This window comes from Neomegalonema perideroedes DSM 15528, from assembly GCF_000374145.1.
Lineage (GTDB): Bacteria > Pseudomonadota > Alphaproteobacteria > Rhodobacterales > Rhodobacteraceae > Neomegalonema > Neomegalonema perideroedes.
Map to the genome: position 1 here is coordinate 53,615 of NZ_KB893654.1, position 26,588 is coordinate 80,202.

Annotated in this window: 19 protein-coding genes, 1 tRNA gene and 1 riboswitch; of the genes, 11 read left to right on the forward strand and 9 right to left on the reverse strand. The window is 68.5% G+C overall.

Going from position 1 to position 26,588, the window contains the following annotated elements:
- Positions 1-83: 83 nt before the first annotated feature.
- Positions 84-1,907 carry an N-acetylmuramoyl-L-alanine amidase gene (locus B161_RS18745; protein ID WP_018632714.1) on the reverse strand — a complete coding sequence of 608 codons (1,824 nt, stop codon included), beginning with the start codon at positions 1,905-1,907 and terminating at the stop codon, positions 84-86.
- A 600-nt stretch (positions 1,908-2,507) separates the two neighbouring features.
- Between B161_RS18745 and B161_RS0107310 the strand changes: the two genes are divergently transcribed.
- The 3 genes from B161_RS0107310 to B161_RS18750 all read left to right on the forward strand — a co-directional run bounded on the left by B161_RS0107310 (position 2,508) and on the right by B161_RS18750 (position 9,220).
- Entirely contained in the window at positions 2,508-5,753 is a 3,246-nt protein-coding gene (locus tag B161_RS0107310) for an Rne/Rng family ribonuclease (protein WP_026310262.1), read from the forward strand.
- Positions 5,754-5,885: 132 nt separating this feature from the next.
- Positions 5,886-5,964, forward strand: a riboswitch (SAM riboswitch).
- Between the two features lie 40 nt (positions 5,965-6,004).
- Complete coding sequence (metZ, locus tag B161_RS0107320; RefSeq protein WP_018632717.1) at positions 6,005-7,210, forward strand: O-succinylhomoserine sulfhydrylase; 1,206 nt, start codon at positions 6,005-6,007, stop codon at positions 7,208-7,210.
- 27 nt (positions 7,211-7,237) lie between these two features.
- On the forward strand, positions 7,238-9,220 hold the full coding sequence (locus tag B161_RS18750) for a pentapeptide repeat-containing protein (RefSeq protein ID WP_018632718.1): 1,983 nt from the start codon (positions 7,238-7,240) through the stop codon (positions 9,218-9,220).
- 4 nt (positions 9,221-9,224) lie between these two features.
- Here the strand turns inward: B161_RS18750 and B161_RS17240 are convergent, their stop codons facing one another.
- The 4 genes from B161_RS17240 to B161_RS0107345 all read right to left on the reverse strand — a co-directional run bounded on the left by B161_RS17240 (position 9,225) and on the right by B161_RS0107345 (position 14,124).
- Positions 9,225-9,797 carry a BON domain-containing protein gene (locus tag B161_RS17240; RefSeq protein ID WP_018632719.1) on the reverse strand — a complete coding sequence of 191 codons (573 nt, stop codon included), beginning with the start codon at positions 9,795-9,797 and terminating at the stop codon, positions 9,225-9,227.
- Between the two features lie 179 nt (positions 9,798-9,976).
- On the reverse strand, positions 9,977-10,717 hold the full coding sequence (locus tag B161_RS0107335; RefSeq protein WP_018632720.1) for a Bax inhibitor-1/YccA family protein: 741 nt from the start codon (positions 10,715-10,717) through the stop codon (positions 9,977-9,979).
- Positions 10,718-10,840: 123 nt separating this feature from the next.
- Positions 10,841-13,381, reverse strand: a complete 2,541-nt coding sequence (locus B161_RS0107340; protein WP_018632721.1) for an ABC transporter permease — start codon at positions 13,379-13,381, stop codon at positions 10,841-10,843.
- The gene (locus B161_RS0107345) at positions 13,381-14,124 is read right to left on the reverse strand and encodes an ABC transporter ATP-binding protein (RefSeq protein ID WP_018632722.1); all 744 of its coding nucleotides are present in this window, start codon (positions 14,122-14,124) and stop codon (positions 13,381-13,383) included. Before B161_RS0107345 ends, B161_RS0107340 begins: the two co-directional genes overlap by 1 nt.
- Here B161_RS0107345 and B161_RS0107350 point away from each other — a divergent pair.
- The 4 genes from B161_RS0107350 (at position 14,123) to B161_RS17245 (ending at position 16,819) form a co-directional block, all read left to right on the forward strand.
- Positions 14,123-14,860: an arylesterase gene (locus B161_RS0107350; protein WP_018632723.1), complete on the forward strand. Its 738-nt coding sequence runs from the start codon at positions 14,123-14,125 to the stop codon at positions 14,858-14,860. The genes B161_RS0107345 and B161_RS0107350 overlap by 2 nt on opposite strands.
- Positions 14,857-15,429: an RNA 2',3'-cyclic phosphodiesterase gene (gene thpR / locus B161_RS0107355; protein ID WP_018632724.1), complete on the forward strand. Its 573-nt coding sequence runs from the start codon at positions 14,857-14,859 to the stop codon at positions 15,427-15,429. Before B161_RS0107350 ends, thpR begins: the two co-directional genes overlap by 4 nt.
- A gap of 132 nt (positions 15,430-15,561) precedes the next feature.
- Positions 15,562-15,636: transfer RNA gene (locus B161_RS0107360), tRNA-Gly, on the forward strand.
- A 169-nt stretch (positions 15,637-15,805) separates the two neighbouring features.
- Positions 15,806-16,819, forward strand: a complete 1,014-nt coding sequence (locus B161_RS17245; RefSeq protein ID WP_018632725.1) for a polysaccharide deacetylase family protein — start codon at positions 15,806-15,808, stop codon at positions 16,817-16,819.
- Here the strand turns inward: B161_RS17245 and B161_RS0107370 are convergent.
- Positions 16,794-17,867: a LysR substrate-binding domain-containing protein gene (locus B161_RS0107370; protein ID WP_018632726.1), complete on the reverse strand. Its 1,074-nt coding sequence runs from the start codon at positions 17,865-17,867 to the stop codon at positions 16,794-16,796. The two genes, B161_RS17245 and B161_RS0107370, sit on opposite strands and share 26 nt — an antisense overlap.
- A gap of 137 nt (positions 17,868-18,004) precedes the next feature.
- Here B161_RS0107370 and B161_RS0107375 point away from each other — a divergent pair, with 137 nt between their 5' ends.
- A complete protein-coding gene (locus tag B161_RS0107375; protein WP_018632727.1) occupies positions 18,005-19,222 on the forward strand; it encodes an acyl-CoA dehydrogenase in 1,218 nt (405 codons plus the stop codon).
- Between the two features lie 11 nt (positions 19,223-19,233).
- Positions 19,234-20,424 carry a CaiB/BaiF CoA transferase family protein gene (locus B161_RS0107380; protein ID WP_018632728.1) on the forward strand — a complete coding sequence of 397 codons (1,191 nt, stop codon included), beginning with the start codon at positions 19,234-19,236 and terminating at the stop codon, positions 20,422-20,424.
- On the opposite strand, the gene B161_RS0107385 is transcribed toward B161_RS0107380, so the two are convergent.
- The 3 genes from B161_RS0107385 to B161_RS0107395 form a co-directional block, all read right to left on the reverse strand.
- Entirely contained in the window at positions 20,367-20,834 is a 468-nt protein-coding gene (locus B161_RS0107385; protein ID WP_040789507.1) for a c-type cytochrome, read from the reverse strand. The genes B161_RS0107380 and B161_RS0107385 overlap by 58 nt on opposite strands.
- A gap of 130 nt (positions 20,835-20,964) precedes the next feature.
- On the reverse strand, positions 20,965-22,173 hold the full coding sequence (locus B161_RS0107390; protein WP_157755626.1) for a GNAT family N-acetyltransferase: 1,209 nt from the start codon (positions 22,171-22,173) through the stop codon (positions 20,965-20,967).
- Positions 22,170-22,940 (reverse strand): glycerophosphodiester phosphodiesterase family protein, encoded by a 771-nt coding sequence (locus B161_RS0107395; RefSeq protein WP_026310265.1) that lies wholly within the window; start codon positions 22,938-22,940, stop codon positions 22,170-22,172. Before B161_RS0107395 ends, B161_RS0107390 begins: the two co-directional genes overlap by 4 nt.
- A gap of 159 nt (positions 22,941-23,099) precedes the next feature.
- On the opposite strand from B161_RS0107395, the gene purL reads away from it, so the two are divergent.
- The gene (gene purL, locus B161_RS0107400) at positions 23,100-25,313 is read left to right on the forward strand and encodes a phosphoribosylformylglycinamidine synthase subunit PurL (protein WP_018632732.1); all 2,214 of its coding nucleotides are present in this window, start codon (positions 23,100-23,102) and stop codon (positions 25,311-25,313) included.
- The gene (locus B161_RS0107405; RefSeq protein ID WP_018632733.1) at positions 25,313-26,110 is read left to right on the forward strand and encodes an RNA methyltransferase; all 798 of its coding nucleotides are present in this window, start codon (positions 25,313-25,315) and stop codon (positions 26,108-26,110) included. The genes purL and B161_RS0107405 overlap by 1 nt, the downstream gene beginning before the upstream one ends.
- Positions 26,111-26,588: the final 478 nt, after the last annotated feature.

The window sequence follows — 26,588 nt, forward strand, 5'->3', positions numbered from 1 at the left end:
CGTTATGCGCGCGGGGCGCCGGATTTGTCCAGCGCCCCGCCGCGGCGCCTTCTCAGGCGCTCCGGCTCATCCGCATATGGGCTTCAGCGCTTCCGGTTCCAGGAATCCAGAGACTTCAGCACCGCGTCGGCGGCTTTGCCGCGCCATTCCTCGGATTGGAGGCGTTTCAAATCCGCGTCATTGGACATGAAGCCCAGCTCCACCAGCACGGCGGGGGTGTCCGGGGCGCGCAGCACGACGTAATTCGCCGGACGCACCGCGCGGTTGACCACCGGGGCGATGGCGGCGAACTCGCGCATGATCTCGTCGGCGAACTCCTTGGAGAGGTTCCGCGTGGTGCGCCGCGCGAGGTCGATCAGCGTGCGGGCGATGTCGATGTCCTCGCGGGCGAGGATCACGCCGCCCACCGAGCCTGCGGCGTCCTTGTTCTGGATGATCTGCTCGAGGCGCTCGTTGGAGCCCTGTTCGGAGATCAGATAGGCCGTGGCGCCCGAGACTGCCGAATCGTCGAGCGAATCGGCGTGGACCGAGATCAGGATGTCGGCGTTGACCACGCGGGCGGCCTCCACGCGGTCCTCCAGCTCGACGAAGCGGTCGCTGTTGCGGGTCATATGGACCTCGTAGCGTCCGCTGGCGACGAGCTTGTCGCGCAGCAGCTTGGCGAAATCCAGCACCACGTCTTTTTCGCGCACGCCGCTGCGCACCGCGCCGGGGTCTTTGCCGCCATGGCCCGGATCGAGCATGACGAGCATCTTCTTCGCCGGGGCGGGCGGAGGGACGGGCGCGGGCGCGGGGGTCGGCGGCGTCGCCATGGCGACCTGCTGGCCCTCCGGGCGCGAGAACAGCGTGTTCAGCGCCGAGACGTCGCCCAGAGAAGGCGCATAGGGCGATCCGGCGAGGCGGGTCTGGGATTTGCCGCGCGGGGCGGGCGTTTCGGCGTTGGCCTTGCGCACGGCGGCTTCGGCGCGGCGCTCGGTCTTGAGCGGGCCGGGCGGCGGGGCGGCGGGCGCGGGGGCCGCGACGACCGGAGCCGGAGCGGGCGGGGCGGTCTGGGGCGGCTGGACGGCGACGGGCGCGATGGTCGGGCGCAGCAGGCTGGGGCCTGCGGCTTCGCGCAGCCGGGCCAGACGCGCCTCCTCGGCGGCCTGAAGAGCCGCCATGCGGACGCGCTCCTCGATCAGGCGGCGCTGGGTGTCTTCGGCGAGACGGCGGCTCTCCTCCGCGAGGCGGCGGTTCTCCTCCGTCAGGCGGCGCATCTCCTCCTCGACCAGCCTTTGCGCGGCCAGAGCCGATTCGGCTTCGGCGGCCTTCGCTTCGGAATCTTCGGCCTTCTGGGCCTCGGGCTCTTCGGCGGGGGCGGCGGGCTGGGCCGGGCGGGGCGCTCCGACCCGCGCGGGCGGGGCGGAGGGCGGCCCGGCGATCAGCGCGTTGGGCGGCTGGCTGCGGGTGGCGAGCGCGATGTCGAGGTAATGCGCCCTTCCGTCGGGGGCGGGGCGCAGATCATAGCCCAGAAGCTGCGCGGGCTCGGCGAGATCCAGCACCAGCCGCGAGACTCCCGGCACATGCGGCGCATAGCCGAAATTGCGGATCACGGGGCTGTCCACCGGCCCGGAGGTCTGGGGCAGGCCCCAGATCACTTCGGGCATGTCGATGATCAGCCGGTCCGGATTGGCCGTGGTGAAGACGCGCGGCGTCAGGGGCTGGTCCAGCTCCATGACGACATGCGCTCCGGCGGCGAAACTGTCGATGCGCACGGCCTTGACCGAAGGCGCAGCCCAAAGGGGCGTCGCCGACAGAAGGGCGAGGACGCAGAGGGCGAAAAGAAGCCTCGACGCCTTGAGAGGCGCGCCGAAAAGGGCTTTCCCGAGGCTCCGGCTCCGCCGTGACGGGGGGCGGGTTCTCCACATGCTGCTCGATCCTGATCTTCAGCCTTGTCTCGCCGGAAAGCGGAAAGGCTTTTTTCGGTCCTTGTATCATATCTCCGCGCCAACCGAAAAAACATTTGGCGCGAGGGGCGGGGCGCGTCTAGTATGACGGCGCGCGGCTCTGGAGCGGGATCCGGCGGAGGGACTCCGCCTTCGAATGCTTCAGCGCCGAGGCCTCCCCCCAAGAGAATTATCTCCGGCGGGATCCGTATGATTTTTGCGTCCTTACGATTAAGCCCGAGTTTATCGTAAAGGCGCGCGCGCTCAAAAAGGTCCGTCGGGATGGTTTGAGCGCTCTCCCATACGGCCGCCCCTCGCGGCGGCCGATCCGCGCGACCTGACGCCGAGAGGCGGAAGATTTAACCATATAAAGCCCTAAGAGTCAGGTTTTGCTTCATATTCTTCAGGCGGAGCGCTTCAGGCGGAGGACAAGCGGGCCCAAGAGGGCCGCCTCCGAGCCTGTCGCCTCCGACCGCAGCAACAAATCAGAAAGGCGGCGGCGCGCGAAGGCGGCGCCTGCGGACCCGGCGGCGCGATCCGACCGGGCCGTCAGCCCTTGCGCGCGCCCCGGTCGGCGCATCCATGCCCAGAAAAATGCTCATCGACGCGAGCCACCCGGAGGAGACCCGGGTCGTCGTCGTGGACGGCCAGCGGGTCGATCAGTTTGACTTCGAGACCGTCACCAAGAAACAAATCGCCGGAAACGTCTATCTCGCGCGCGTGACGCGGGTCGAGCCCTCGTTGCAGGCGGCCTTCGTGGAATATGGCGGGAACCGGCACGGCTTCCTGCCCTTCAGCGAAATCCATCCGGATTACTATCAGATTCCCCACGCCGACCGGGCCGCCCTGCTCGCCGACGCCGCCCGCGCTTATCAGGAGGAGGCCGAGGAGCGCCCCGCCCGGGAAAGCCGGAACGGCCGCGGCCGCAACGCTGAAAAAAGCGGCGAGCGCAAAGGCGGCCGCGACGGGTCGTCGCGGCGCGAGGCCGAGCCTCTCGAAGCCGGAGCGGCGGACGCCGTCTCCGGAGAGGGCGATTCGGGGCGTCGGGAGGAATCCCGGCGCGAGGACTCCAAGAACGACGGCGGACGCCGGGGCAGGGGCCGGGGCCGGGGGCGCGACCGCCGCCGGAACGATTCCCGGGGCGGCTGGGTCGAGGTGCCGGAACGCGAAGTCGTTCTGGAGGACGGGACCACGGCGCGTCTGCTGCGCCTTGAGCGCCGCGGCCAGTCCGAGGCCCAGTCCCGGATTCAGGAAGAGTCCTCCGCCGGAGAGGCCGCTCAAGAGGCGATTCTGGAGGACGGCTCCGTCGCGCGGCTGATCGAGCCCCAGACCGAAGCTCAGCCCGAGTCCCCGGACGAAGCGGAGCGCAAGGGTCCGGCCAAGGCCATGGCCGCCTCTCCGGACGATTCCGCCAGCGGCGAAGCTTCGGGCGGGCGCCGGGCGCGGTATCTGCGTCGTCGCCGGCGTCCGGGCGAGGGCAAGCCCCGCGAGAAGGCCGCCTCCGAGGCGCTCGCCGCCGAAGAAGGCGCGCCGGAGGACGAAGAGGCCGAGGCCTCCGGGATCGGGGCGGGCGCCGAGGATCAGGGCGATCAGGGCGATTCCGACAACGGCGAGGCCTTCGAGGTCGAGAACGTCGGTCAGGAGGATTCCCGCGAAGAAGCCGAGGGCGCTTCGCCGCGCCGCTTCCCGCGCGGCCGCTATAAGATCCAGGAAGTCATCAAGAAGCGCCAGATTCTGCTGGTGCAGGTGGTGAAGGAGGAGCGCGGCACCAAAGGCGCGGCCCTCACGACCTATGTTTCGCTGGCGGGCCGCTATTGCGTGCTCATGCCGAACACGGCGCGCGGCGGCGGCATCAGCCGCAAGATCACCGAGACCGCCGACCGCAAGCGTCTGAAGGAAGCCGCCGAGGAGCTGGACGTGCCCAAGGGCATGGGCCTCATCGTGCGCACCGCCGGCGCCGACCGCACCAAGGCCGAGATCAAACGCGATTACGATTATCTGATCCGCCAATGGACCGCCGTCCGCGATCTGACTCTGGCTTCGGTCGCGCCGAAGCTGGTCTATGAAGAGGGCGACCTCATCAAGCGGAGCATCCGCGACCTCTATTCCCGCGACATCGAAGAAATCGTCGTCGAGGGCGAGGACGGATATCGCGAAGCCAAAGACTTCATGAAGATGCTCACGCCTTCGCATGCGAAGAACGTGAAGCCCTATCGCGACGACGTGCCGCTCTTCATCCGCCATCAGGTCGAGAGCCAGCTGACGGCCATGTTCAACCCCATCGTGCAATTGCGCTCGGGGGGCTACATCGTCATCAACATCACCGAGGCGCTGGTCGCCGTCGACGTGAATTCCGGCCGCTCGACCCGCGAATACTCCATTGAGGACACGGCGCTCAAAACCAACCTCGAAGCCGCCGAGGAGCTGGCGCGCCAGATGCGCCTGCGCGACCTCGCGGGGCTGATCGTCATCGACTTCATCGACATGGACGATCCGCGCAACGACCGCGCCGTGGAGCGCAAGCTCAAGGACTGCCTCAAGAACGACCGCGCGCGGATGCAGATCGGGCGCATCTCGAATTTCGGCCTGCTGGAGATGTCGCGTCAGCGGCTGCGTCCCGGCATGCTGGAGGCCTCGACCAAGCCCTGTCCGCATTGTCAGGGCGTGGGGCATGTGCGCTCCGACGAATCTCTGGCGCTCTCCATCTTGCGCGAGGCCGAAGAGGCGGGCGTGCGCGAGCCGGGCGTGGGCATGAAGATCGCCGCGCCGGTCTCCATCGCGAACTACCTCATCAACCATAAGCGCGAGCGCCTGCTCAGCCTTGAGAAGCGCTATGCTCTGGCGGTCTACGTCGAGGGCGATCCGAGCCTGCCGCCCTCCGAGCATCGCTTCGAGCGCTTCCTGATGACCGCCGTGGCCCGCGCCGAATCCGGCCCGGTCGGGATCGACTCCAGCTTCGCCGACGCCGAAGAGGAGGAGATCGAGGCCCGCGCCGAGCCGCGCCGCATCGAGATCGAGGCGCCGCGCCGGTCTTCCGGCCCGCGCCCCGCCGAGGAGGCCGAAGAGGTCGAGGAGGCTTCCGCCTCTGAGGCCGAAGCGCGTCCCGAGTCGAGCCCCGAGCCGCGCCCCGAACCGCGCGAAGAGCGCGGGGGAGGCCGTCGCGGCCGCAACGAGCGCAGGCCGCGGCAGGAGCGCGCTCCTGAGCCCCGCGCCGCCGATCCTCTGCCGGTGATCGATCTGGGGGCGAGCGAGAACGCGGAATCGATCCTCGCGCCGGAGTTCCCGACGCCCTCCGCGCCCGAATCCGGCTCCGGCGAAGGCCGGGGACGTCGCGGCCGCGGCAAGGGCGGACGTCGGGGCGAGGAGCGCAGGCCCTTCTGCGAGGAGGCCGCTCCGGCGGTCGAGCCCGAGGCCGCCGCCGAAGCCGCCGCAGAGTCCGCCGCGGAGCCCGCCGGACAGGACTTCAGCCGCGAGGCCGCCGCGGCCTTGCTGAGCCGTCCCGACGCGCTGGATCTGGCCGCCGGGAAGCTCTTCGCGGAGGCGAGCGCCGAGGCTGCGGCCCCCGAGGCTCCTGCTCAGGCCCCCGCTCCGGCTGAGGCCGAAACGGCGGAGCCCGCTCCGGCGCCCAAGCCCGCCAAGCGCGCCCCGCGCGGCAAAAAACCGGCGGCGCCTGAGGCGGCTCCTGAGACGGCGGCCCTCGCCGCCGTGGAGCCCGAGGCGGCGCCCGCCGCGCCTCCCGCCTCAGAACCGGCCCCTGCGCCCGCGCCCGCGCCGGAGGAGGCCAAGCCCGCCCGGCCGAAGCGCAGCGGCTGGTGGTCGCGCGGCTGATCCGCCGATCGGATGGGAAGGCCCGCTCCTCGCCGGAGCGGGCCTTTGTCGTCGAGAACATCGGGCCCGGCTCCCTTGACGCCCCCGCTTGACGCCGAAGGAGCGGAGTCTTAGCTTGCCGGTCGCGCGGGTTCCTCGCGCGGCGGCGATTTGATCGACCGGATTGCGGGCCGCCTCACCAAACCCGCTAAAAGGTTGGAGCGCGTCTCCTGTCCCGCCGGTCTCTGGCTATCGCAGGGAGTCCCGCCGCCATGACCCAAGATCCGACAGATTCGAAACCCGCCCGCTCCGGCTGGCGGACCCGCACTTTGCTGACCCATGAGGGAATCCGCCGCAGCCAGTTCGGCGAGCTCTCCGAGGCGATCTTCCTGACCCAAGCCTTCGCCTATCCCTCCGCCGAGGCCGCCGAGGCGCGCTTCACCGGCGAGGATCCCGGCTTCATCTACGCCCGCTACGGCAATCCGACCGTGGCCATGTTCGAGGATCGTCTGGCGGCGCTCGAAGGCGCGGAGGCCTGTTTCGCCACGGCTTCGGGCATGGCGGCGGTCAGCGCGGCGATCTTGAGCCAAGTTCAGGCCGGGGACCGGGTGGTGGCTTCGAAGGCGCTCTTCGGCTCCTGCCTTTACATTCTGGAGAATCTGCTCCCGCGCTATGGCGTGGAGACGATCTTCGTGGACGGCGCCGATCTCGACGCCTGGCGCGCGGCCTTCAAAGGCGGCGCCCGCACGGCCTTCATCGAGACTCCCGCCAATCCGACCCTCGACCTCGTGGATATTCGCGCCGTTTCGGCCCTCGCCCATGAGGCGGGCGCGACGCTCATCGTGGACAACGCCTTCGCCTCGCCGATTTTTCAGCATCCGCTGAGGCTCGGGGCGGACGTCGTGGTCTATTCCGCCACCAAGCATATCGACGGCCAAGGCCGCGTGCTCGGCGGGGCGGTGCTCGGAACCACGAAATTCATCCGCGAGACCCTCGAACCCTTCATCAAACATACGGGCGGCGCGCTGAATCCCTTCTCGGCTTGGCTGCTGCTCAAGAGCCTTGAGACGCTGGACCTGCGCGTGCGGGCTCAGGCCGAGGCCGCGGCGCTTTTGGCCGAGGCTCTGGCGGGAAGTCCGAAGCTGACCAAGCTGGTCTATCCGGGCCGCGCGGATCATCCGCATCACGCGGTGGCCAAGGCCCAGATGGAGGGCGGCGGCACCATGCTCTCGGTCGAGGTCGCGGATCAGGCGGCGGCTTTCCGCGTGATGAACGCTCTGCGGATCTTCACGATCTCGAATAATCTCGGCGACGCCAAATCCATCGTGACTCATCCGGCCACCACCACCCATCAGCGCCTGACGCCTGAAAAGCGCGCGGAGCTGGGGGTTTCGCCGGGGCTTCTACGCCTTTCGGCGGGGCTTGAGGATCCCGAGGATCTGGTGGAGGATTTCCAGACGGCGTTGAAGGCCGTCTGACCACTGAACATATGGGGAGAGCGGCGGATGAGCTTCCGGACTGCGGCGATCGGTTTGAGCGCGAGTCTGGCCGCTTTGGCCGCTTCTCCGGCTTTCGCCTGCGCCCCGAGCTTCTTCACGCCGCCGCTCGCGCTTTCGGAGCGTTTCGCGGAAGGCTCCTGGCTGGCTGAGGCCGAAGTCCTCGGCTTCGAGAAGCGCCCGAGCGGCTTTCTCCATGGCGACGAGGCGGGCGCGCCCATGCGGCGGGCCGTCCTGCGGATCGACGGCGCGCTTTGGGGCGCGCCGCCCGAGCGGCTGACCATCCGGCAATGGGACGAGGAATTCCCCAATTATTGGATCTGCATGCGCTATGAGCCGAGCTTCTGCCCCGAGGCGAAGACCGGCGACAAGCTGTTGATCCTCGGCGGACCCGGCCCGGAGGGGAAGGGCGAAAGCCTCGAATGCCTGACGGAGGCGGCCGACGGAGAAGACGCCGGGAAGGCTCAGGCCCTCCGCGCTTTGGCGACGGAGGCTCAGGCGCGGATCGCGGCTCTGCGCGCGACGGCCAAACAGGCGGCGCAGGGGCCGGAAGGCTACGCCGCCGCCATGGCCCTCGCCGAGGCTCTGGCGGAATACGGCGACCACGCCGCCGCGGACGCCGCCTTTCGCGCGGCGGCGGCGCTGGATCCTCCGCGCCCGGACGCATGGCTGCGTCTGGCGCGCCATCGTCTGGAGGGCGGAAGCGGCGTGCATCGCGTTCCGGCCCGGCCCGAGGATCTGGAGGCGGGCGTCGCGGCGCTGGAGGAATATTTCGCGCGGCATGGCGAACATCCGCGTGTGAGGCGGGTCCGGGACGATCTGGCTCTGGCGCGGGGCGAGGCTCTGGATCTCGCGCGGACGGATCTGCGGGGCCTCTCGACGGCTCTGGTGGGGGCGGCCGGGCCGATTCCGCTGCGGGGCGCGCCGCCGGGGCTCGACGCCTCGCGCAGCCGCGCCGCCTTCGACGCCGTGGAGGCCGATCTGACCGGCGCCAATCTGCGCGAGGCCGATCTCGAAGGCGGGGATTTCTCCAAGGCGATCCTGCGGCGCGCGGATCTCGCCGAGGCCAAGGCGCTGAGCGTCTCCTTCCGGGGGGCGGATCTGCGGGAGGCGGATTTCGCCTACGCCAAGCTGAGCGGCGCCGATTTCAGCGGCGCGGATCTGCGGGGGACTTCGCTGGTCTTCGCCGATCTGCGGGGCGCGGATCTCAAGGGCGCGGATCTGACCGGAGCCTTCGCGCCGGGCGCCTTGTTCTTCGGCGCGCGGCTGGCGGGGGCGCGCTTAGAGCTGCGCGATTCCGAGAATCCCATGATCGACCTCGCGGGCGCCTTCTCCGATTGCGCCACGGTCTTGCCGGAGGGGCTCGGGCGCGGGCTGATCCCTCTGGAGCGCAGATGCGGCGAAGAGGAGCGGATCGCCGACCTCTCCGGGCTGGAGACTCTCGACGATTCGCCGGAATCCCTGCTTTTGCTGGAGAATCTCGACCTGAGAGACGCGAATTTCGAGGGCGCGGGCCGCATCGGGCGCATCGAGGCGCGGATCGCGGGGGCGGATCTCTCCGGCGCGGACTTCACGCAGGCGCGGGTCTATCTCTTTTGGGGCGCGCAGCCCCGGGGGCGGGCGAAGCTCGCGGGGGCGAAGTTCCGCGAGGCCGAACTGGTGCTGAATCTCCCCGGCGCGGATCTCTCCGGCGCGGATTTCACCGGCGCCCATGTGGCGGGGCTGAAGAAGAATTACGAGCTCAAAGGCGCGAAATTCTCCGGCGCGACGCTGGATTTCGCCTCGCCCGGCTATGCGGATCCGGCGGATCTGGCGGGCGTGCTCGATAAGCTGGAGCTTTGGGAGGCCGATCTCTCGGGCGTGAGCGTCGCCTGCGGCCCGAGCGCCCGCCCGGCGGAGCGCAAGCTCTGGGCCGAGCTCGCGCCGCGCCTCGAAGCGGCGGGCGCGCGTCCGACCCCCGCCTGCGCTCAGGCTTTGGCGGCGGGGCCTTAAGCTCTTAGAATCCCGCGCGCGGATCGCTGGCCGAAAGCACGTGGATCTGCACGTTGCGCACGCCCAGCACCCGCGAGGCGGCTTCGGCGGCGAGGCGCAATTCGACCTCGCTCGGCGTCACGCCGAGCAGATGGACCACGCCGTCCGAGGTGGTGACGTCGTAATTGGCCTGATTGACGTTGACGTTCGCCAGCAGCCCGGCCCGCACCTGCGTGCTGATGCGCAGATCCTCGATATTGGCGAGAGTCCCCACCGGCGGCCCGACGATCAATTCGTTGAGCACCTCGCGCACGCCCGTCGCCGAGAGCGCCGCCCGCATCGCCAGAGCCTTGGTCTCTGCGTCGGGGACGCGCCCGACCAGCAGCACCCTTCCCCGGAAGACCCGCACCGTCACCGCCGAGAAGGCCCCTAGAGACACCAGCCGCGACTCCACCCCGATGCGGATGCCCGTATCGTCGGCGGCGGCGCCCATCGCCCGCAGCGGCGTATAGCCGTTGGAGGAGGGGCCGGGCGTGGCGGCGCAGGCGCTCAGCGCGAGGGCGGCGGCGGTCAGGGAGAGGGCGAGAAGGCGGGGCATAGGCGGCTCCGGAATCCGACGGCGGGGAGGAGGCCGCATGATCGCGGAGCGGGAGGCTCCGGGCAAGGCGCCGCGACGGATAGGGGTTGCGTCGCGGATATGAAAAACCCCCGCGCCCTTGCGGACGCGGGGGTCTTGATCTTGAGCGAGGCCTCCCGCCGCGGCGGAAGGCGTTTAGATCACTCGTCGCCGCCCATGATGCCCATAAGGCTCAGGACCGACTGGAACATGTTGATGAAGTTCAGATACATGCTCAGGGCGCCGAAGATGGCGCTTTTGCCCATATAGGCGGCGCCGCCGTCGGTGTCGGCGAGGTAGAGATATTCGTTCTTCAGGCGCTGGCTGTCATAGGCGGTGAGGCCCGCGAAGATCAGCACGCCCAGAGCCGAGATCGCGAACTGAAGCGCCGAGGACTGCATGAACAGGTTCAGCAGGCTGGCGAGGATCAGGCCGATCACGCCCATGAACAGGAAGCTGCCCCACCCGGACAAAGACCGCTGGGTGACGTAGCCGTATCCGGCCATGACCATGAAGGAGATGGCGGTGATCAGGAAGGCCTGAGCGATCTGCGCGCCGGTGAAGACGAGGAAGATCATGCCCATCGAGGCGCCCATCACGCCCGCGAAGGCCCAGAAGGTCGCCATGGCTCCGGATTCGCTCATCTTATGAGCGCGGAAGCCGATCAGGAAGATGAAGGCCAGAGGGGCCAGCATCACGACCCAGCGCAGCGGCGTGCCGTAGATGAGCTGAGCCAAAGCGGGGGTGTTGGCGATGGCGTAGGCCACGACGCCTGAGAGCGCCACGCCGCCGGCCATGAGACCGTAGACACGGTTCATGTAGGCGCGCAGCCCCTGGTCGATGCTCGCGGCCGTCCCGGTCGTGGCGGTTCGGCCAAATGAGGGCCGTTCATATTGCGCCATAGGCGGAGATCCTTTCGAGAATGAGACTTTGAGAAGAATATCGTTGCGGACGTCGTAGATTCAAGCGCGCATCGGCCAAGCTTTCATGAAATCCCCTTAACCGTCCCGCGTGCGGAGCAGGCGTCATCCGTCCTGCGTCCTCAAAACGCGGGCGGGCCGCGCCGCCAGAGCCCGCCAGACGAAGACCGCCCCCGCCGCGAGGGTCAGAAGCGCCCCGCCGAGGATCACGAACAAGGCGACTCCCGGAGCGTTTTGAAAGGGTTGCTCCATCACGAAGCGCATCACGGCCCAAGCTCCGACCCAAGCCGCGCCGAAGGCCACCAGACCCGCCGCGGCCCCCGTCAGCAGGAAGCGCAGCGCGAAGGCCCGGAGCAAAAGGCTCCGTTCGGCGCCCGCCGCCTTGAGCGCCGCCGCCTCGTAAAGCCTCTGGCGCTGGCCCGCCGAGACCGCTCCGGCCAGCACCGCCAGACCCGCCAGCAGCACCGCCGCCGCCGCCGCCCGCAGCCCGAGCGTCAGGCGGTCGAGGGCGGAGACGGCGCGGCCCACGGCCTCGCGCACGCCCACGGCGGCGGCGTTGGGATGGCTCGCGCCGAGCGCCCGCAGGACGCCCGCTTCGGCCTCCGGCGGGGCGTAGAGCGTGGCGAGATGCGAATGGGGCGCCGAGCGCAAAGCCGCGCCGTTGAAGACCATCACGAAATTCATGCCGAAGCCGCGCCAGTCCACTTCACGGAAATTCGCCACCCGCGCCCGCAGAGGCCGCCCCAAGACGTTCACCTCGATCTGATCGCCGATCTTCAGACCAAGCTCTTGCCCCTCGCGCGCGGCGAAGGAGACCAGAGGCTCGCCCACGTAATCGGCGGGCCACCATGCGCCCTCCGTGAGCTTCGCGTCCTCCGGCGCCTGATCGGCGTAGGTCAGGCCGCGGTCGCCCCGGATCAGCCAGCGGGCGGCCTCCGGCGTGTTGGCGGCGGTGAGCCGCTCGCCGTTCAGCGCCACGAGGCGTCCGCGCAGCATGGGGGCGCGGTCCACCCGCGTCACGCCGGGCAGGGCGGCGGCCTCGCGCTCGAAGCGTTCGCCGTCGGCGGCGGGGATGTCGAGGAAGAAGAAGGCCGGGGCCTCCTTGGGGATCTCCTGCTCGACCACATGGCGGAGGTTGGCCTCCACCAGTCCGAGCGTCGCCATGAGGGTCAGGCCGATGCCGAGCGACAAGGCGACTCCGGTCGTTTCGCCGCCGGGGCCTCCCGCCGCCGCCAGAGCCAGACGCAGAGCCGGGCGTCCCCGCGTGATCCGCGAGCGTCCGAGCCGCCGCGCCGTCTTGGCCAAAGCCCAGGCCGCCAGCCTCAGCAGCAGAAAGGCCGCGCCGATTCCAAAGAGGAAGCCCATCGCCGTCCGGGGCGAGGCCGAGAAGACCGCCGCGCATCCCACGATCAGCGCCAGAGCGCCGCAAGTCGCGGCGATCCAGCGCCAGCCGGGCCGGACGGGGCGCTCCTCCACCGTGGCGCGATAGAGCCGGGCGGGAGGCGTGGCCTCGGCTTGGCCGAGCGGCCAGAGCGCGAAGAGCGCCGCCGTGAGCAGGCCGTAGACCGCGGCCTCAAAAAGCGGACGCAGATAAACGCGGAAATCTGCGGGGATGGGCAGGCTCTCGCGGAGGATCCCCCCGAGCGCCCAAGGCGTCAGAGCCCCGAGCAGCAAGCCCGCCCCCACGCCGATCAGCGCCACGAAAGCGATCTGAAGCAGATAAATCCGCGCCACCAGCCCCGAGGAGGCCCCGACCGTCTTCAAAGTGGCGATGGAGGCGGTCTTGCGCTCCAGATGGGCCCTCGTGGCCGCCGCCACGCCCACGCCGCCCACGCCGAGCGCCGCCAGACCCGCCAGAGCGAGGAAGGAGCCGAGATTCTCCACGAAGCGCCGCACAGAGCTCGCGGCTTGGGAGGGATCGCGCACCCGCAGCTCCGAGGCGGAGAATTCGCGCTCCAGCGCCACGCGCGCGGCTTGAGCCTCGGCGCCGGGGGGGAGGCTCAGATTCAGCGTCGAGACGTAGAGCCCGCCCGGCTGCAAAAGCCCCGAAGCCTCCAGAGTCGGCAGCGAGACCAAAGCCCGCGGCGCCGCGTCGAAGCCGCCGAGGTCTTTATCCGGCTCATCCCCGACATAGCCCGTCAGCCGGACCCGCTGAGTCCCCAGCCGCGCGAAATCGCCCGGCTTCATGCCGAGCCGCTCCGCTAAGGAGGGCTCCAGCAGCAGGCCGGGGGCGCCGTCCACGGAATCGAGGAAGAGGCGCGGCAATTGCTCCGGCGGCTCGGAGACGAAATCTCCGACCAGCGGATAGGCCGCGTCCACGCCCTTCACCGCCGCGAGGCTCCGCTCCTCGCCGAAGACGATCATGGCCCGCAATTCGACGAAGCGGCTGGACGCGACGGCTTCGCGTTCGAGAATCGCGGTTTCTTCAGGCGTGAAGGCCCGATGCCGCACCGAAGCCGAGAGGTCTCCCCCGAGAATCGCCCGCGAATCGGCGCGCAGGCCCTGTTGGATCGCCTCCGAGACTTGGCCGATCCCCGCGATGGCCCCCACCCCCAAGGCGAGGCAGAGCAGCACCACGGCGAAGCCTTTAAGCCCGCCCCGGAAATCGCGCCGCGCCAGACGCAGCGCCAAAGCCCAGCCGTTCATCAAACCTCCTCCGGCGGGAGCAAGAGGCCGTCGCGCATCCGCAGCGCCCGGTCGCAGCGCGCCGCGAGGCTCGGATCATGAGTCACGAGCACCAGCGCCGCCCCGTGGTCGCGGCGCAGCCCGAAGAGCAGATCCATGATCGCCGCCCCATTGGCGCCGTCGAGGTTGCCCGTCGGCTCGTCGGCGAGCAGGATGCGGGGGCGGGGCGCCGTCGCGCGGGCGAGCGCCACGCGCTGTTGTTCTCCGCCCGAAAGCTGCGCCGGATAATGATCCAGACGCGCCCCGAGCCCCACCGCCTCCAGAGCCGCCGCCGCGCGTTCGAAGGCGTCTTCGGCTCCGGCGATCTCCAGAGGCGTGGCGACGTTCTCTAAAGCGGTCATGGTGGGAATCAGGTGGAAAGACTGAAACACGATTCCCATATTCTTTCTGCGGAAGCGCGCGAGTTCGTCCTCGCTCCGGCGCGTCAGATCCTCGCCGAAGGCGCGGATCTCGCCGCCGGTGGCCTGTTCGAGCCCGCCCATCAGCATCAGGAGCGAGGATTTGCCCGAGCCCGAAGCGCCCACGATCCCCACCGCCTCGCCGGGCCGGATCGTCGCGTCCACGCCCTTGAGGATCTCCACCGCGCCCGCCCGGCCTGAGAAGGTCAGGCGCAGATCCGTAATCTCGAAGGCGGGGATCTCGGCGGCGGGCGCCGCCTCGTCCTTCGTCCGCCCCGTCCGCGTCGTCTGTGAGGAACCGTCCATGCCGCGCCCTTCCCGATCCGAATCCGCTGTCTCTTCGCCGAGGAGATATGTTCCGACCCGCCGCGCGTTCAACCTCGTCGTTCTGCTGGGGGGGCTGCTTCTGGCCGGCGGCGGGGCGGCGGGGCGAGCCCTCGCCGAGGAGTCCGCGCCCGCGCCTTTGCGGGTTCTGGCCTTCGGCGACAGCCTGACCGCCGGATATGGGCTTTCGCCGGAAGAGGGCTTCGTGGCGCGGCTTCAGGTCTGGATGGACGAGGGCGCGCCGGGTCTGGTCTCCATCGAGGACGCGGGCGTGGCGGGCGACACCACGGCGGGCGGACTGGCCCGTCTGGATTGGCTTTTAGGCGAGGATCCTCCCGATCTTGTGATCCTCCAGCTCGGCGCCAACGACGCTTTACGGGGCTTGCCGCCCAAAGAGACCGAGGCGAATCTGCGCGCCATGCTGGAGATTCTCAAAACCCGCGACGTGGCCGTGCTGCTGGCGGGGATGATGGCGCCGCGGAACATGGGGCCGGATTACGTCGCGGAGTTCGACGCGATTTATCCGCGCCTCGCCGAAGAATTCGAGGCGACGCTGCATCCCTTCCTGCTGGAGGGCGTGGCGACGAATCCGGCGCTGAATCAGGCCGACGGCCTGCATCCCAACGCCAAGGGCGTCGAGGTGGTGGTCGCGGGAATCGGTCCGACGCTGACGGCTCTGGCCGTCGCCCTGCGTCAGGAGGAAGGAGAGGGCTCATGATCCGCAGTTTCGTCGCTTTGCCGCTGCCTCCCCGGATCGCCGCCGATCTGGAGGGCTTGCGGGCGCCGATTCCCGAAGCGCGCTGGGTTCCGGCGCGGAATCTCCATCTGACCCTCGCTTTTCTCGGGGATCAGCATCCCCACGCCCTCGAAGACGCCGACGCCGCCTTTTCGGCGATTCGCGCTCCGGCTCTGGAGCTGCGTCTGGAGGGGGCGGGGGCCTTCGGCGGCGACAAGCCCACCGCCATCTACGCCGCTCTGACCGAGAATCCCGAGCTGCGGCGGCTTCAGGCCAAGGTCGAGCGGGCTTTGCGTCAGGCGGGGCTGAAGTTCGAATCGCGGAACTTCACGCCGCACGTCACCTTGGCTTGGCTGGGCCGCAAGGCGCCGCGCCATCGGCTGATCTCCTGGCTGGAGGGCTGCGCGCTTTACCGGAGCCAGCCTTTCGCCGTGGAGGAATTCGCGCTTTACCGCTCCGAGATGGGGACGGGCGGCTCGGTTTATGAGGCCATGCGGGAATATCCGCTCGGGGAGAACGCCCTTGCGGCGGGGGATGCGGAGGAAAATTAACCAATTCTTCAGATTTGGGGTCGTTTTGGGAAAAATATCCGCCGTAGGGGCGTTTTTTCCTCTTGCGCGCTTTTCAGAAACCTCTATAAATCGCGCCACGCCGGACGTTGGAGCGGTCGGCGGACGCGGAATGCGGGCGTAGCTCAGGGGTAGAGCACAACCTTGCCAAGGTTGGGGTCGTGAGTTCGAATCTCATCGCCCGCTCCAACGCCTCCCGAAATGGGAGGCTTTTCTTTTTCCAGATCCTTTCATATCCGTCGCGGCTTGCGGCGTCCGGCGCGGGAAGCGCTCCCCCTTGCGGGAAAGCGCGGGACGCTCATTCTTTCGTGACCATCGCCCGCCATAGTCCTTGCGTGAGCGCAAGCAGGGAGCGGGCATGCCGGCCATAGACGTCAGCCTGACGGTGGATGTGGAGTTCAGCATCGGCGGCGCCTTCGCCGATCCCGAGGCCTGCGCGCCTGTCGGGCTGGCCCATGTCGATTGCTCCGCCGAAGGCGAAGACCACGGCTTGCCCTTTCTGCTGCGGATTCTCGGACGCCACGGCTTTCAGGCCACCTTCTTCGTGGAGACGGCCCAAACCGCATGGTTCGGCGACGCGCCCATGGCCTCGGTCGTGCGGCGGCTTCTGGAGGCCGGGCAGGACGTTCAGCTGCATCTCCATCCCTGCTGGAGCTGGTTCCGCGATCCCGACTGGCGCGAGCGTCTGCGCCGCGCCGCGCCTCTGGACGATTGCGCGGCCCTTCAGCCCTCCGAACTGGCCGAGTCGATGCGGGAGGGCGCCGAGGCCCTGATCCGCTGGGGCGCGCCCCGGCCCGTGGCCTTTCGCGCCGGAGGGCTCAGGGCGGGGCTGAACGTCCATCGCGCGATGAAGCTGGCGGGGATCGGGCTGGGCTCCAACGTGGGGCTCGGCTACGCCGCGCCGCGCGATCCGGAGCTGCTGACTCTGGCCTCAGGCGTGCGCGAGCCGGTGGAGGGCGTGCGCGAGACGCCGGTCACGAGCTATCTGGCGCCGCGCCCCTCGGGTTCGCCGGGGCGGCGGCTGATGACGGTCACCGGCGCCTCCTTCGGCGAGATGCGCGGCCTGCTGGAGCAGGCGGCGGCGCGGGGAATCTCGCCGGTGACGATTCTGACCCATCCCTTCGAATTCGTGAAAGCGGCGCCTCCGGGCTTTCCCGGCGTGCGGCCCAACCGCCTGAACAAGGCGCGGCTGCGCAGGCTTTGCGCCTATCTCGCCGCCCGGCCCGATCTTTACCGCGTCACCTCCTTCGCGCAGGGCGATTCGCGCTGGCGGACGCAAGCCGCCGCCGATCCGGCTCTGAGGGTCTCGCCCGCCGCCGCTCTCGGCAGGCTGGCGGCCAACGCGCTCAACGATCGTCTGCGGAAGCTGTGAAAGGACTCGCCTCATGCGTCGCGAAAAGCCCCGTCCGGGGCGTCTCGCTCCCTCCCGATTCGTCCGGAGCCGCCGCGTCCTCCGGCGGCTCGCCCGCCAGAGCCGCCCCGGCCGGGACGCCGGTCTCGGCGCAGAGCCAGTCATGGAAGAGGCGGAACCCGCGCGAGGCCTCGGAGGCTTCCGGCCAGATCAGAACGTAAGGCTGGCCGCCCTGAAGGCGGCGCGGCGAGAGGCGCGTCAGCGTCCCGTCCTCGAGGTCGTTTTGGACGACGGCCTCGGGGAGGAGCGCCGCGCCGAGGCCCGCGCGCGTCGCCGCCAGCGTCAGGCCGAGATCCTGAAGCCGGGGGCCGCGCGCGATTTCGGTCGGATCCGCGCCCGCCTTCGCCCCCTGCTCCGAGCCCTCGAACCAGGCGAGCCAGAGATCGGGCCGCTCCGCCTGCTGGAGCAGCGGCAGACGCGCGATCTGCGGATCGGAGAGCGAATCGGCGGCTCCGGGCCCCGCGCGGAATCCGAAGCGCCGCAGAAGCTCCGGCGCCGCCGCCGCGACGAGACGCTCCTCCAGAAGCGGGCGTCGACGCGTCTCCGGCGCGGAGGCCGCTCCGCGCTGGAGGGCGCAATCATAGGGATCGCGGGCGAAGTCCACGGGCTCGGCGCGTTCGGCGAGCTCGAAGGTCGTCTGAGGCGCCAGCGCTGAAAACCGCGCCAGACGCGGCATGAGCCAGTTCTGACCCAGACAAGGCGCGATGGCCACCCGCAGCAGATCGCGCCTTCCGCCGAAGGCCATCACCCGCAGCGTCGAGGCGTCGAGGTCGCGCAGAATGCGCTCGGCGTCCTGCAGCAGGGCGCGTCCGGCGTCCGAGAGGGTCAGCCTCTGGCGGACGCGGTGGAAGAGCTGCGCGCCCACCCGCGCCTCCAGCGAGGCGAGCGAGCGGCTCACGGCGCTTTGCGTGAGATTCAACTCCTGAGCGGCCCGCGTCGCCGAACCGAGCCGGGCGCAGCGGACGAAGGCTTCAAGTTCGGGCAAACTGGGCGTATAGCCGCTTCTCATGGCGATCTCCCAAGTTCGGCCCCCCTTCGGACATCCTATCCGAAAGCAGAGCCTGCGTCTTGGGGGAAGCTGGGCGATTCACCGTGGAACTCTTTGCCGAAACTCAAAAAACGGCGAGGAAGGGAGGAGGCAGGCGAATGAACACGACCTCTTTGCGCGCGAAAGACGCGCCGGATCTCGGGCGCTTCGATTGGGAGGATCCCTTCCGCCTCGACGATCAACTGACGCAAGAAGAGCGGATGATCCGCGATTCGGCCCACGCCTATGCGCAGGAGAAGCTTCAGACCCGCGTGATCGCGGCCTATCGCGAGGAGAAGACCGATCCGGCCATCTTCCGCGAGATGGGCGAGATGGGTCTGCTCGGCGTGACTCTGCCGGAGGAATACGGCGGGCTCGGCGCCTCTTATGCGGCCTATGGGCTGGTCGCCCGCGAGATCGAGCGGGTGGATTCGGGCTATCGCAGCATGGCCTCGGTTCAGGCGAGCCTCGTGATCTATCCGATCTACGCCTATGGCTCCGAAGAGCAGCGGCGCGAATATCTGCCCAAGCTGGCGGCGGGCGAATGGATCGGCTGCTTCGGCCTCACCGAGCCGGATGCGGGCTCCGACCCTGCGGGCATGAAGACCACCGCGAAAAAGACCGCCTCGGGCTATGTGCTGAACGGCGCCAAGACCTGGATCAGCAACGCCCCCATCGCCGACGTCTTCGTCGTCTGGGCGAAATCCGAGGCTCATGGCGGCAAGATCCGCGGCTTCGTGCTGGAGAAGGGGACCAAGGGCCTTTCGGCGCCCAAGATCGGCGGCAAGCTCTCGCTCCGCGCCTCGATCACCGGCGAGATCGTGCTTGAGGGGGTCGAAGTGGGCGAAGAGGCGCTGCTGCCCAACGTCGAGGGGCTGAAGGGGCCTTTCGGCTGCCTCAACCGCGCGCGCTACGGCATTTCATGGGGCGCGATGGGCGCCGCTGAATTCTGCTATCACGCCGCCCGCCGATATGGCCTCGACCGCAAGCAGTTCGGACGGCCCCTCGCCAATAACCAGCTCTATCAGCTGAAGCTCGCCAATATGATGACCGAGATCACGCTGGGGCTTCAGGCCTCCTTGCGCGTCGGGCGTCTGATGGACGAGGCTCAGGCCGCGCCGGAGATGATCTCCATCGTCAAGCGCAACAATTGCGGCAAGGCGCTGGACATCGCCCGCATGGCCCGCGACATGCACGGCGGCAACGGCATCTCGGAGGAATATCAGGTGATGCGCCATGCGCAGAATCTGGAGACCGTGAACACCTATGAAGGCGCCCATGACGTCCACGCCCTGATCTTGGGGCGCGCGATCACCGGGCTTCAGGCTTTCTTCTGAGAGGCGACGAAATGAGCGGAACCCCCTTCGGCGCCTTGGCGGGCCTGCGCGTGATCGACCTGACCCGCGTGCTGGCCGGACCTTACTGCACGCAGATCCTCGCCGATCACGGCGCGGAGGTCGTCAAGATCGAGCCGCCGCAGGGCGACGAGACGCGCAGTTGGGGCCCGCCCTTCAAAGAGGGCTTCAGCGCCTATTTCTCGGGCGCCAACCGCAATAAGCGGTCTTTGGCGCTCGACCTCGGCCGCCCGGAGGGCCGCGAGGTCCTTCTGCGGCTGCTGGAGGGCGCCGACGCTCTGATTCATAACTTCAAGCCGGGCGGCATGGAGAAATGGGGCCTCGGCTATGAGGATCTGAAGGAGCGTTTCCCCAAGCTGGTCTATTGCCACATCAGCGGCTTCGGCGCCGACGGGCCTTTAGGCGGCTTTCCCGGCTATGACGCGGCGGTGCAGGCCATGACCGGACTGATGAGCGTCAACGGCGCGCCGGGCGGCGGCCCGATGCGGCTCGGCTCGCCCATGACCGACCTCGGGACGGGGCTTTATGCGGCCATCGCCATTCTGATGGCCCTCATCGAGCGTCAGCGCTCGGGCTTGGGCCAGAAGCTGGAGACGACGCTCTATGACTGCGCTTTGACTCTGGCGCATCCTCAGGCGGCGAACACGCTGATGTCGGGGATCACGCCGGTCTCGACGGGCAACGGCCATCCGAACATCGTGCCTTACGACCTCTTCCCGACCCGCACGCGGCCGCTTTATCTGGCCATCGGCAACAACGGTCAATTCGCCAAGTTCTGCGCGATGGTCGGGCTTGAGGAGGCCGCGAAGGATCCGCGCTTCGCCTCCAACGCCGAGCGCATCCGCAATCGCGCAGCCCTGACGGAGATTCTGCGCGCCCATCTGAAGGGTTTCGACGCCGAGGAGCTGGAGCCCCGGCTTCTGGCCGAGGGCGTCCCGGCGGGGGTGGCGCGGAATCTCGACGAGGCTCTGGAGCATCCCCATACGGCGCATCGCGGGATGCTGGCCGAGCGCGAGGGCTATCGAGGCGTGGCGACTCCGGTGAAGCTGAGCCGCACGCCCTCGGAGACGCGCCGTCGTCCGCCGCTCTTGGGCGAGCAGGCCCGCGAGATCCTCGCGGAGGCGGGTTATTCGATCAAAGAGGTCGAGGGGCTCTTGTCCGCAGGCGTGGTCAGAGAGGGATAGAGGCTCCATTCCCGGATCTTCCCCTCCTTGTCGAAGCGGGAGAGCCAGAGGATGAGGGCCGCCCGCTCCTCGGGATCGCGGATTCCCGCGAAGACCATCCGCGTGCCGGGCATGGTCTTGCGCGGATCGGTCAGGAAGGCGTCGAGGGCTTCGAGGCTCCAGATCTCGCCCGCCCGGTTGGCCTCCGCCATGACGCGCGAATAGCGGTATTTCTCCAAGCCGCCCTTCGGGGCTTCGAAGATTCCGTTGAGCGTCGGCCCGGCGCGGAGCTTCGCCCCTTCGCCGACCATATGGCAGGACTGGCATTTGCGGAAAGACCGCGCGCCGGGATCTTCGGCGCGGGCGACGGGAGCGGTCAGGGCGGCCGCGCCCGTCAGGGCGGCGACGAGAAGGAGACGCAACGGAGTCATGGCTTTCGGCTGGATTGGAGCATTCTCCAGCGAAGCCGACCAGGCTTCGCGTCGCGAAAATGCGACCACACAAAAACTTGGAGCGTCGGAGCGATCCGAGAGAATCGGAAAACGCTCCAAGAGCGGGGCCTCAAGCTTCGCCCGAAGCCGGGCCTTCGTCCATGCGGCGAAAGGGCGTCGCGGCGTCGAGTTCGGCCTGAGCCTCCAGAATCGAGGCGCGTTCGCGCTTCAGATAATCCGCGACGGGCTTGCGCAAGCCGGGATCCGAGATCCAATGCGCCGAGCGCGTCAGAATCGGGCGATAGCCCCGCGCGAGCTTATGCTCGCCCTGAGCCCCCGCCTCGACCTGCTTCAGCCCCATCTCCAGAGCCGCCTCTATGGCCTGATGATAACAGATCTCGAAATGCAGGAAGGGCCGCTCCTCCAGAGCGCCCCAATAGCGCCCGTAAAGCGTTTCGCGCCCGATGAGGTTCAGCGCCCCCGCCAGCCAGGGCCCGCCGCCCGCCTCTCGCGCGAGGACGATCAGGCAATCTTCGGCCATGGTTTCGGCGAGGAGGCGGAAAGCCTCGCGCGTGAGATAGGGACGGCCCCATTTGCGCGCGCCGGTGTCCTGATAGAAGCCCCACATGGCGTCCCAATGCTCGGGCCTGAGGGCCTCGCCCGTGAGCCTCAGGATCTCCAGCCCCGCCTGAGCCGCCTCGCGCTCCTTTTTCAGCGCCTTGCGCTTGCGCGAGGCCAAGGCCCCGAGGAAGCCCGCGTAATCGCCGTAATCTTCGTCGCGCCAGTGATATTGCAGATCCAGACGCGGGAGGAATCCCTCCGCCTCGAAAAGCTTCTGCTCCGCTTCGAGGCAGAAATTCACATGCAGCGAGGAAAGCCCGTTATTGGTCGCCAGATCCCGGCCCGCCCGCGCCAGAGCCCGCGCGGTCTCCTCCGGGGCTCCGGGCGCGATCAGCAGACGCCGCCCCGGAACCGGCGTGAAGGGCGTCGCGGAGACGAGCTTCGGATAATAGCTCCCGCCCGCCCGCTCATAGGCTTGGGCCCATCCATGGTCGAAGACGTATTCGCCCTGCGAATCGCTCTTGAGATAGACCGGCAGAATCCCGACCAGACGCCCCTCGGCCTCGGCGATCAGATGATGCGCCGCCCAACCCGCCCTCGGAACCGCCGAACCGCTCTCCTCCATGGCGAGGAAGAAGCGATGGGTCAGGAAGGGATTCGCGGGACGCCCCCCCTCCGCCGCCTCGGGCGCGGCGCAGGCGTCCCAAGCCTCCGGCGCGACCTCCCGGACGGCGTGGATCAGCCGGAGGTTCAGGGGGCGGCTGAAGGCTTGGGTCAGGGCCGGAATCCCTCGAAGGTGATCTGATCGGCGTGCAGCGAGGCGAAGGGAATTTGATCGAAGCTTTTGATCGTCCAGCAGAGGACCGGAACGCCGCCTTTGCGCAAAGCCGTCAATTCGGCGCTCGGGAAGGATTCGGCGCCGAAGGAGACGAATTCCGCGCCGATCGCGTCGAAGTCCCGCAGGGCGGTCAGATGCGCCTTGCGGGCCTCCGGCAGATGGGCGTCGCTGGCGAAGACCTTATTCACATAATCGTAGGAGATCAGCCCTCGCGCCAGATCCGGCGCCGAATCGCGCAGCAGCCGGACGCTGTGCGGATTGAAGGACATGGCCGCGACCGGCCCCTCATAGCCCTTCAGCGCGGCGAGGAGGGCGGCCTCCAGCGGGCCGAGGTTCTTGTCATCCATGTCGCCGGACTGGTCTTTGATCTCGATCACCAGCGGAACCTTTCCGCCGACGATCTCCAGAATCTCGGAGAGCGTCGGGATGGTTTCCTCAGGCTGCGAATCCAGAAGGGGAATCCGGCCCAGCTCCGCGGCGGTCAGCTCCTTGACGAGGCCCTCACGCCCCGTCAGCCTTTTGAGCCGCTGGTCGTGAAACACCATGGCCACGCCGTCGGAAGAGGGCTGAATGTCGATTTCAATGGGATACCCCGCCTCCACGGCGGCCCGGACGGCGGCCCGGGAGTTTTCGATTCGTCCGGCGGCGCGGTCATGCAGAGCGCGATGGGCGATAGGGCGAGCCAGAAAGGCGGGATCGAGCGGCATGAAGAGTCCTCCGAAGTTCCACGGTTCGTCTGATAGCATGAGGTCGCGCGAAAAGCGAAAGGGCGGCTTCGCGCCGCAGGAGCTTTTCATGGGCGCCGCCTTGGGTTAGATGCAGGGCCTTCCGGGCCCCTTGCCGGCCGCAGACGAAAGAGCCGCCTCATGACCTCCTCCGCGCTTAAGCCCGTCGCCGAGCCCGCGATCACGCCTGAGCTCATCGCCGACCATGGCCTCAAGCCCGACGAATATCAGCGGATTCTGGATCTGCTCGGCCGCGAGCCGAGCTTCACGGAGCTGGGGATCTTCTCGGCGATGTGGAATGAGCATTGTTCTTACAAATCCTCGAAGAAATGGCTGCGGACTCTGCCGACCAAGGCCCCTTGGGTGATTCAGGGCCCCGGCGAGAACGCGGGCGTCATCGACATCGGCGAGGGGCTGGCGGCGGTCTTCAAGATGGAGAGCCATAACCACCCCTCTTTCATCGAGCCCTATCAGGGCGCGGCGACGGGCGTGGGCGGCATTCTGCGCGACGTCTTCACCATGGGCGCGCGGCCCGTGGCGGCGCTCAACGCTTTGCGCTTCGGCGATCCGGAGCACCCCAAGACCCGCCGCATCGTGCGGGGCGTGGTCTCGGGGATCGGCGGCTACGGCAACGCCTTCGGCGTGCCGACCGTCGGCGGCGAGACGAATTTCCATCCGGCCTATGACGGCAATCCGCTGGTCAACGCCATGGCGGTGGGGCTGGCCCGCACCGACGGCATCTTCTACGCCAAAGCCTCGGGCGTGGGGCGGCCCATCGTCTATCTCGGCGCCAAGACCGGCCGCGACGGCGTGGGCGGCGCCACCATGGCCTCGGCCGAATTCGGCGAGGACGTCGAGGAGAAGCGCCCCACGGTTCAGGTCGGCGATCCCTTCACCGAAAAGCGCCTTCTCGAAGCCTGCCTCGAACTCATGGCGACGGGCGCCGTGGTGGCGATTCAGGACATGGGCGCGGCGGGCCTCACCTGCTCCGCCGTGGAGATGGGCGACAAGGGCGATCTCGGCGTGCGGCTGGACCTCGACAAGGTGCCGACCCGCGAAGCGCATATGACCGCCTATGAAATGATGCTCTCCGAATCCCAAGAGCGCATGCTCATGGCGCTGCATCCCGAACTCGAAGACGTGGCCCGCGCGATCTTCGAGAAATGGGATCTGGATTTCGCCATCGTCGGCGAGACCATCGCCGAGGACCGCTTCCTCATCCTGCATGGAAACGAGGTCAAGGCGGATCTGCCGCTGAAAGCCTTGTCCGGCTCGGCGCCGGAATACGACCGGCCTTGGAGCGAGACTCCCGCCGCCGAGCCCCTCGGGCCGGTGGAGGCGCCCATGGGCTCCATGGAGGCGCTGCGCAAGCTGCTGGGCTCGCCGGATCTTTGCTCGCGCCGCTGGATCTGGGAGCAATATGATCATCAGGTCATGGCCGACAGCGTGCAGCTCCCCGGCGGAGACGCCGCCGTGGTGCGCGTGCATGGGACCAATCGCGGCCTCGCCATGACGGTCGACGTGACTCCGCGCTATTGCAAAGCCAATCCGCGCCGGGGCGGGGCTCAGGCCGTGGCCGAGACCTGGCGCAACCTCACCGCCGTGGGCGCGAAGCCTCTGGCGATCACCGACAACCTCAATTTCGGCAATCCCGAAAAGCCCGAGGTCATGGGGCAATTCGTGGCCTGCGTGCAGGGGATCGGCCAAGCCTGCGAGGCTCTGGACTACCCGGTCGTCTCGGGCAACGTCTCGCTCTACAACGAGACCGACGGCGCGGCCATTCTGCCGACTCCGGCCATCGGCGGCGTCGGGGTGATCGAGGATCTGGCGCAGATGACCACCCTCGCGCTGAAGCAGGCGGACCGGGTTCTGGTTCTGGTCGGGCCGAACGGCTGCTGGCTCGGACAGACGCTCTATCTGCGCGAGATCCTCGGCCGCGAGGCGGGCGACGCGCCGCCGGTGGACCTCCTCGCCGAGAAGCGCGCGGGCGATTTCGTGCGTCGCTCGATTCAGGGGGGCCTCGTGGCGGCCTGCCATGATCTTTCGGACGGCGGTCTGGCCGTGGCGGCGGCGGAGATGGCGCTTGCGGGCGGGCTCGGCGCGGATCTGGACGCCCCGCCTCAGGGCTCGGAGCCCCATCGCTGGTTCTTCGGCGAGGATCAGGGCCGCTACCTCATCGAGACCGAGGCGCCCGAAGCTCTGCTTCAGGCCGCCGACCGGGCGGGCGTGGCGGCGCGGATCGTCGGGCGCACGGGCGGCGAGGCTCTGGTTCTGGCGGGCGAATCCGCGCCTCTGGAGGAGCTGCGCGAGATCCGCGAAGGCTGGCTTCCGGCCTATATGCGCGGCGAAGCCTGATGAGCAGCCTTGAGAACCGCGCCGCCGAGGCGCCCGAAGGCGCCTTGCCCCATGCTCCGGCGATGATTCTGGTGCGCCCGCAGCTCGCCGAGAACATCGGCGCGGCGGCGCGGGCCATGTGGAATTTCGGACTCTGGGATCTGCGGCTCGTCGCGCCGCGCGACGGCTGGCCTCAGGGACGCGCTTGGGCGGCCTGCTCAGGGGCGGAGGGGCCTCTGGACCGCGCCCGCGTCTTCGAGACCACCGCCGAGGCCGTGGCGGATCTGAATCATGTCTACGCCACCACCGCCCGCAGCCGCGATCTGCATAAGGAGGCGGCCACGCCGGAGGAGGCCGCCCGTTTCGGGCTCGCCCGCGCGAAAGAGGGCTGGAGGATCGGCTTCCTCTTCGGACCTGAACGCACGGGCCTCGAAAACGACGACGTGGAGCGGGCTGCGGCGATTTGTTCGGTCCCGGTCAATCCGGCTTTCAAGTCTCTGAACTTGGCGCAATGCGTCCTGCTGACCTCCTATGAATGGCGTCAGGCCGCCATGGCGGAGGACGAAGCCCTCGCCGCTCCGCCCCCCGAGGCGCCTTCCCCCGCGCCGCGCGCCCAAATCGACGCGCTTTTGAGCCGGATGGTCGAAGAGCTTGACGATTCAGGCTTCTTCTGGCCGGAGGCCCGCCGCGCCTCGGTGGAGTCCAGCCTGCGCAACGCCCTTTACCGGGCGCCTTTCACCGCCGGAGAGGCGAAATTGCTCTTCGGCGTGGTGGATGCTCTGGCGCGGGTGCGCAAATCTCCCAACAGGCGAGACTGATCTCTAAAATGCTCCCCAAAAGATAATTCTCCTGAACGGCGTCCGAACGCGCCGTTCAGGCTGGGTTCAGGCGAATCAGGCTATATCGGGGGTGTTGTTTTCGTGATCCTCAGCGCCCTCGAAGAGCCTCGGCCTCTGGTTCGGATCTGTTCGACAGGCGCGAAATCTCAGTTTGCTGTTTCGTCCCTCAAAGCGTGGCGTTTTTGATTCTGCGTCTTGTGTCGCGTTGCTTCCCTTCGCCCCCGTCGCTTGTCTCGCGGCGGGGGCGCATTCGCCTGAGGGCTCCGCAAGGGCCGACTGAGGCTCGGATCTCTGGACGAGGAAGGCGGATGGAGCTAGAGTCTCGTCAGCCTTTCGCGCGTCGTGTTTGACCGCCGCGTCGGGCGCGTATGACTTGCTCGTTCTCCCTGCTTGCGTTGTGCGGAATTCGGATATGTGTGCTGCTGCGAAAGCGAGGCTTTTGATTTTAGGAACGCTC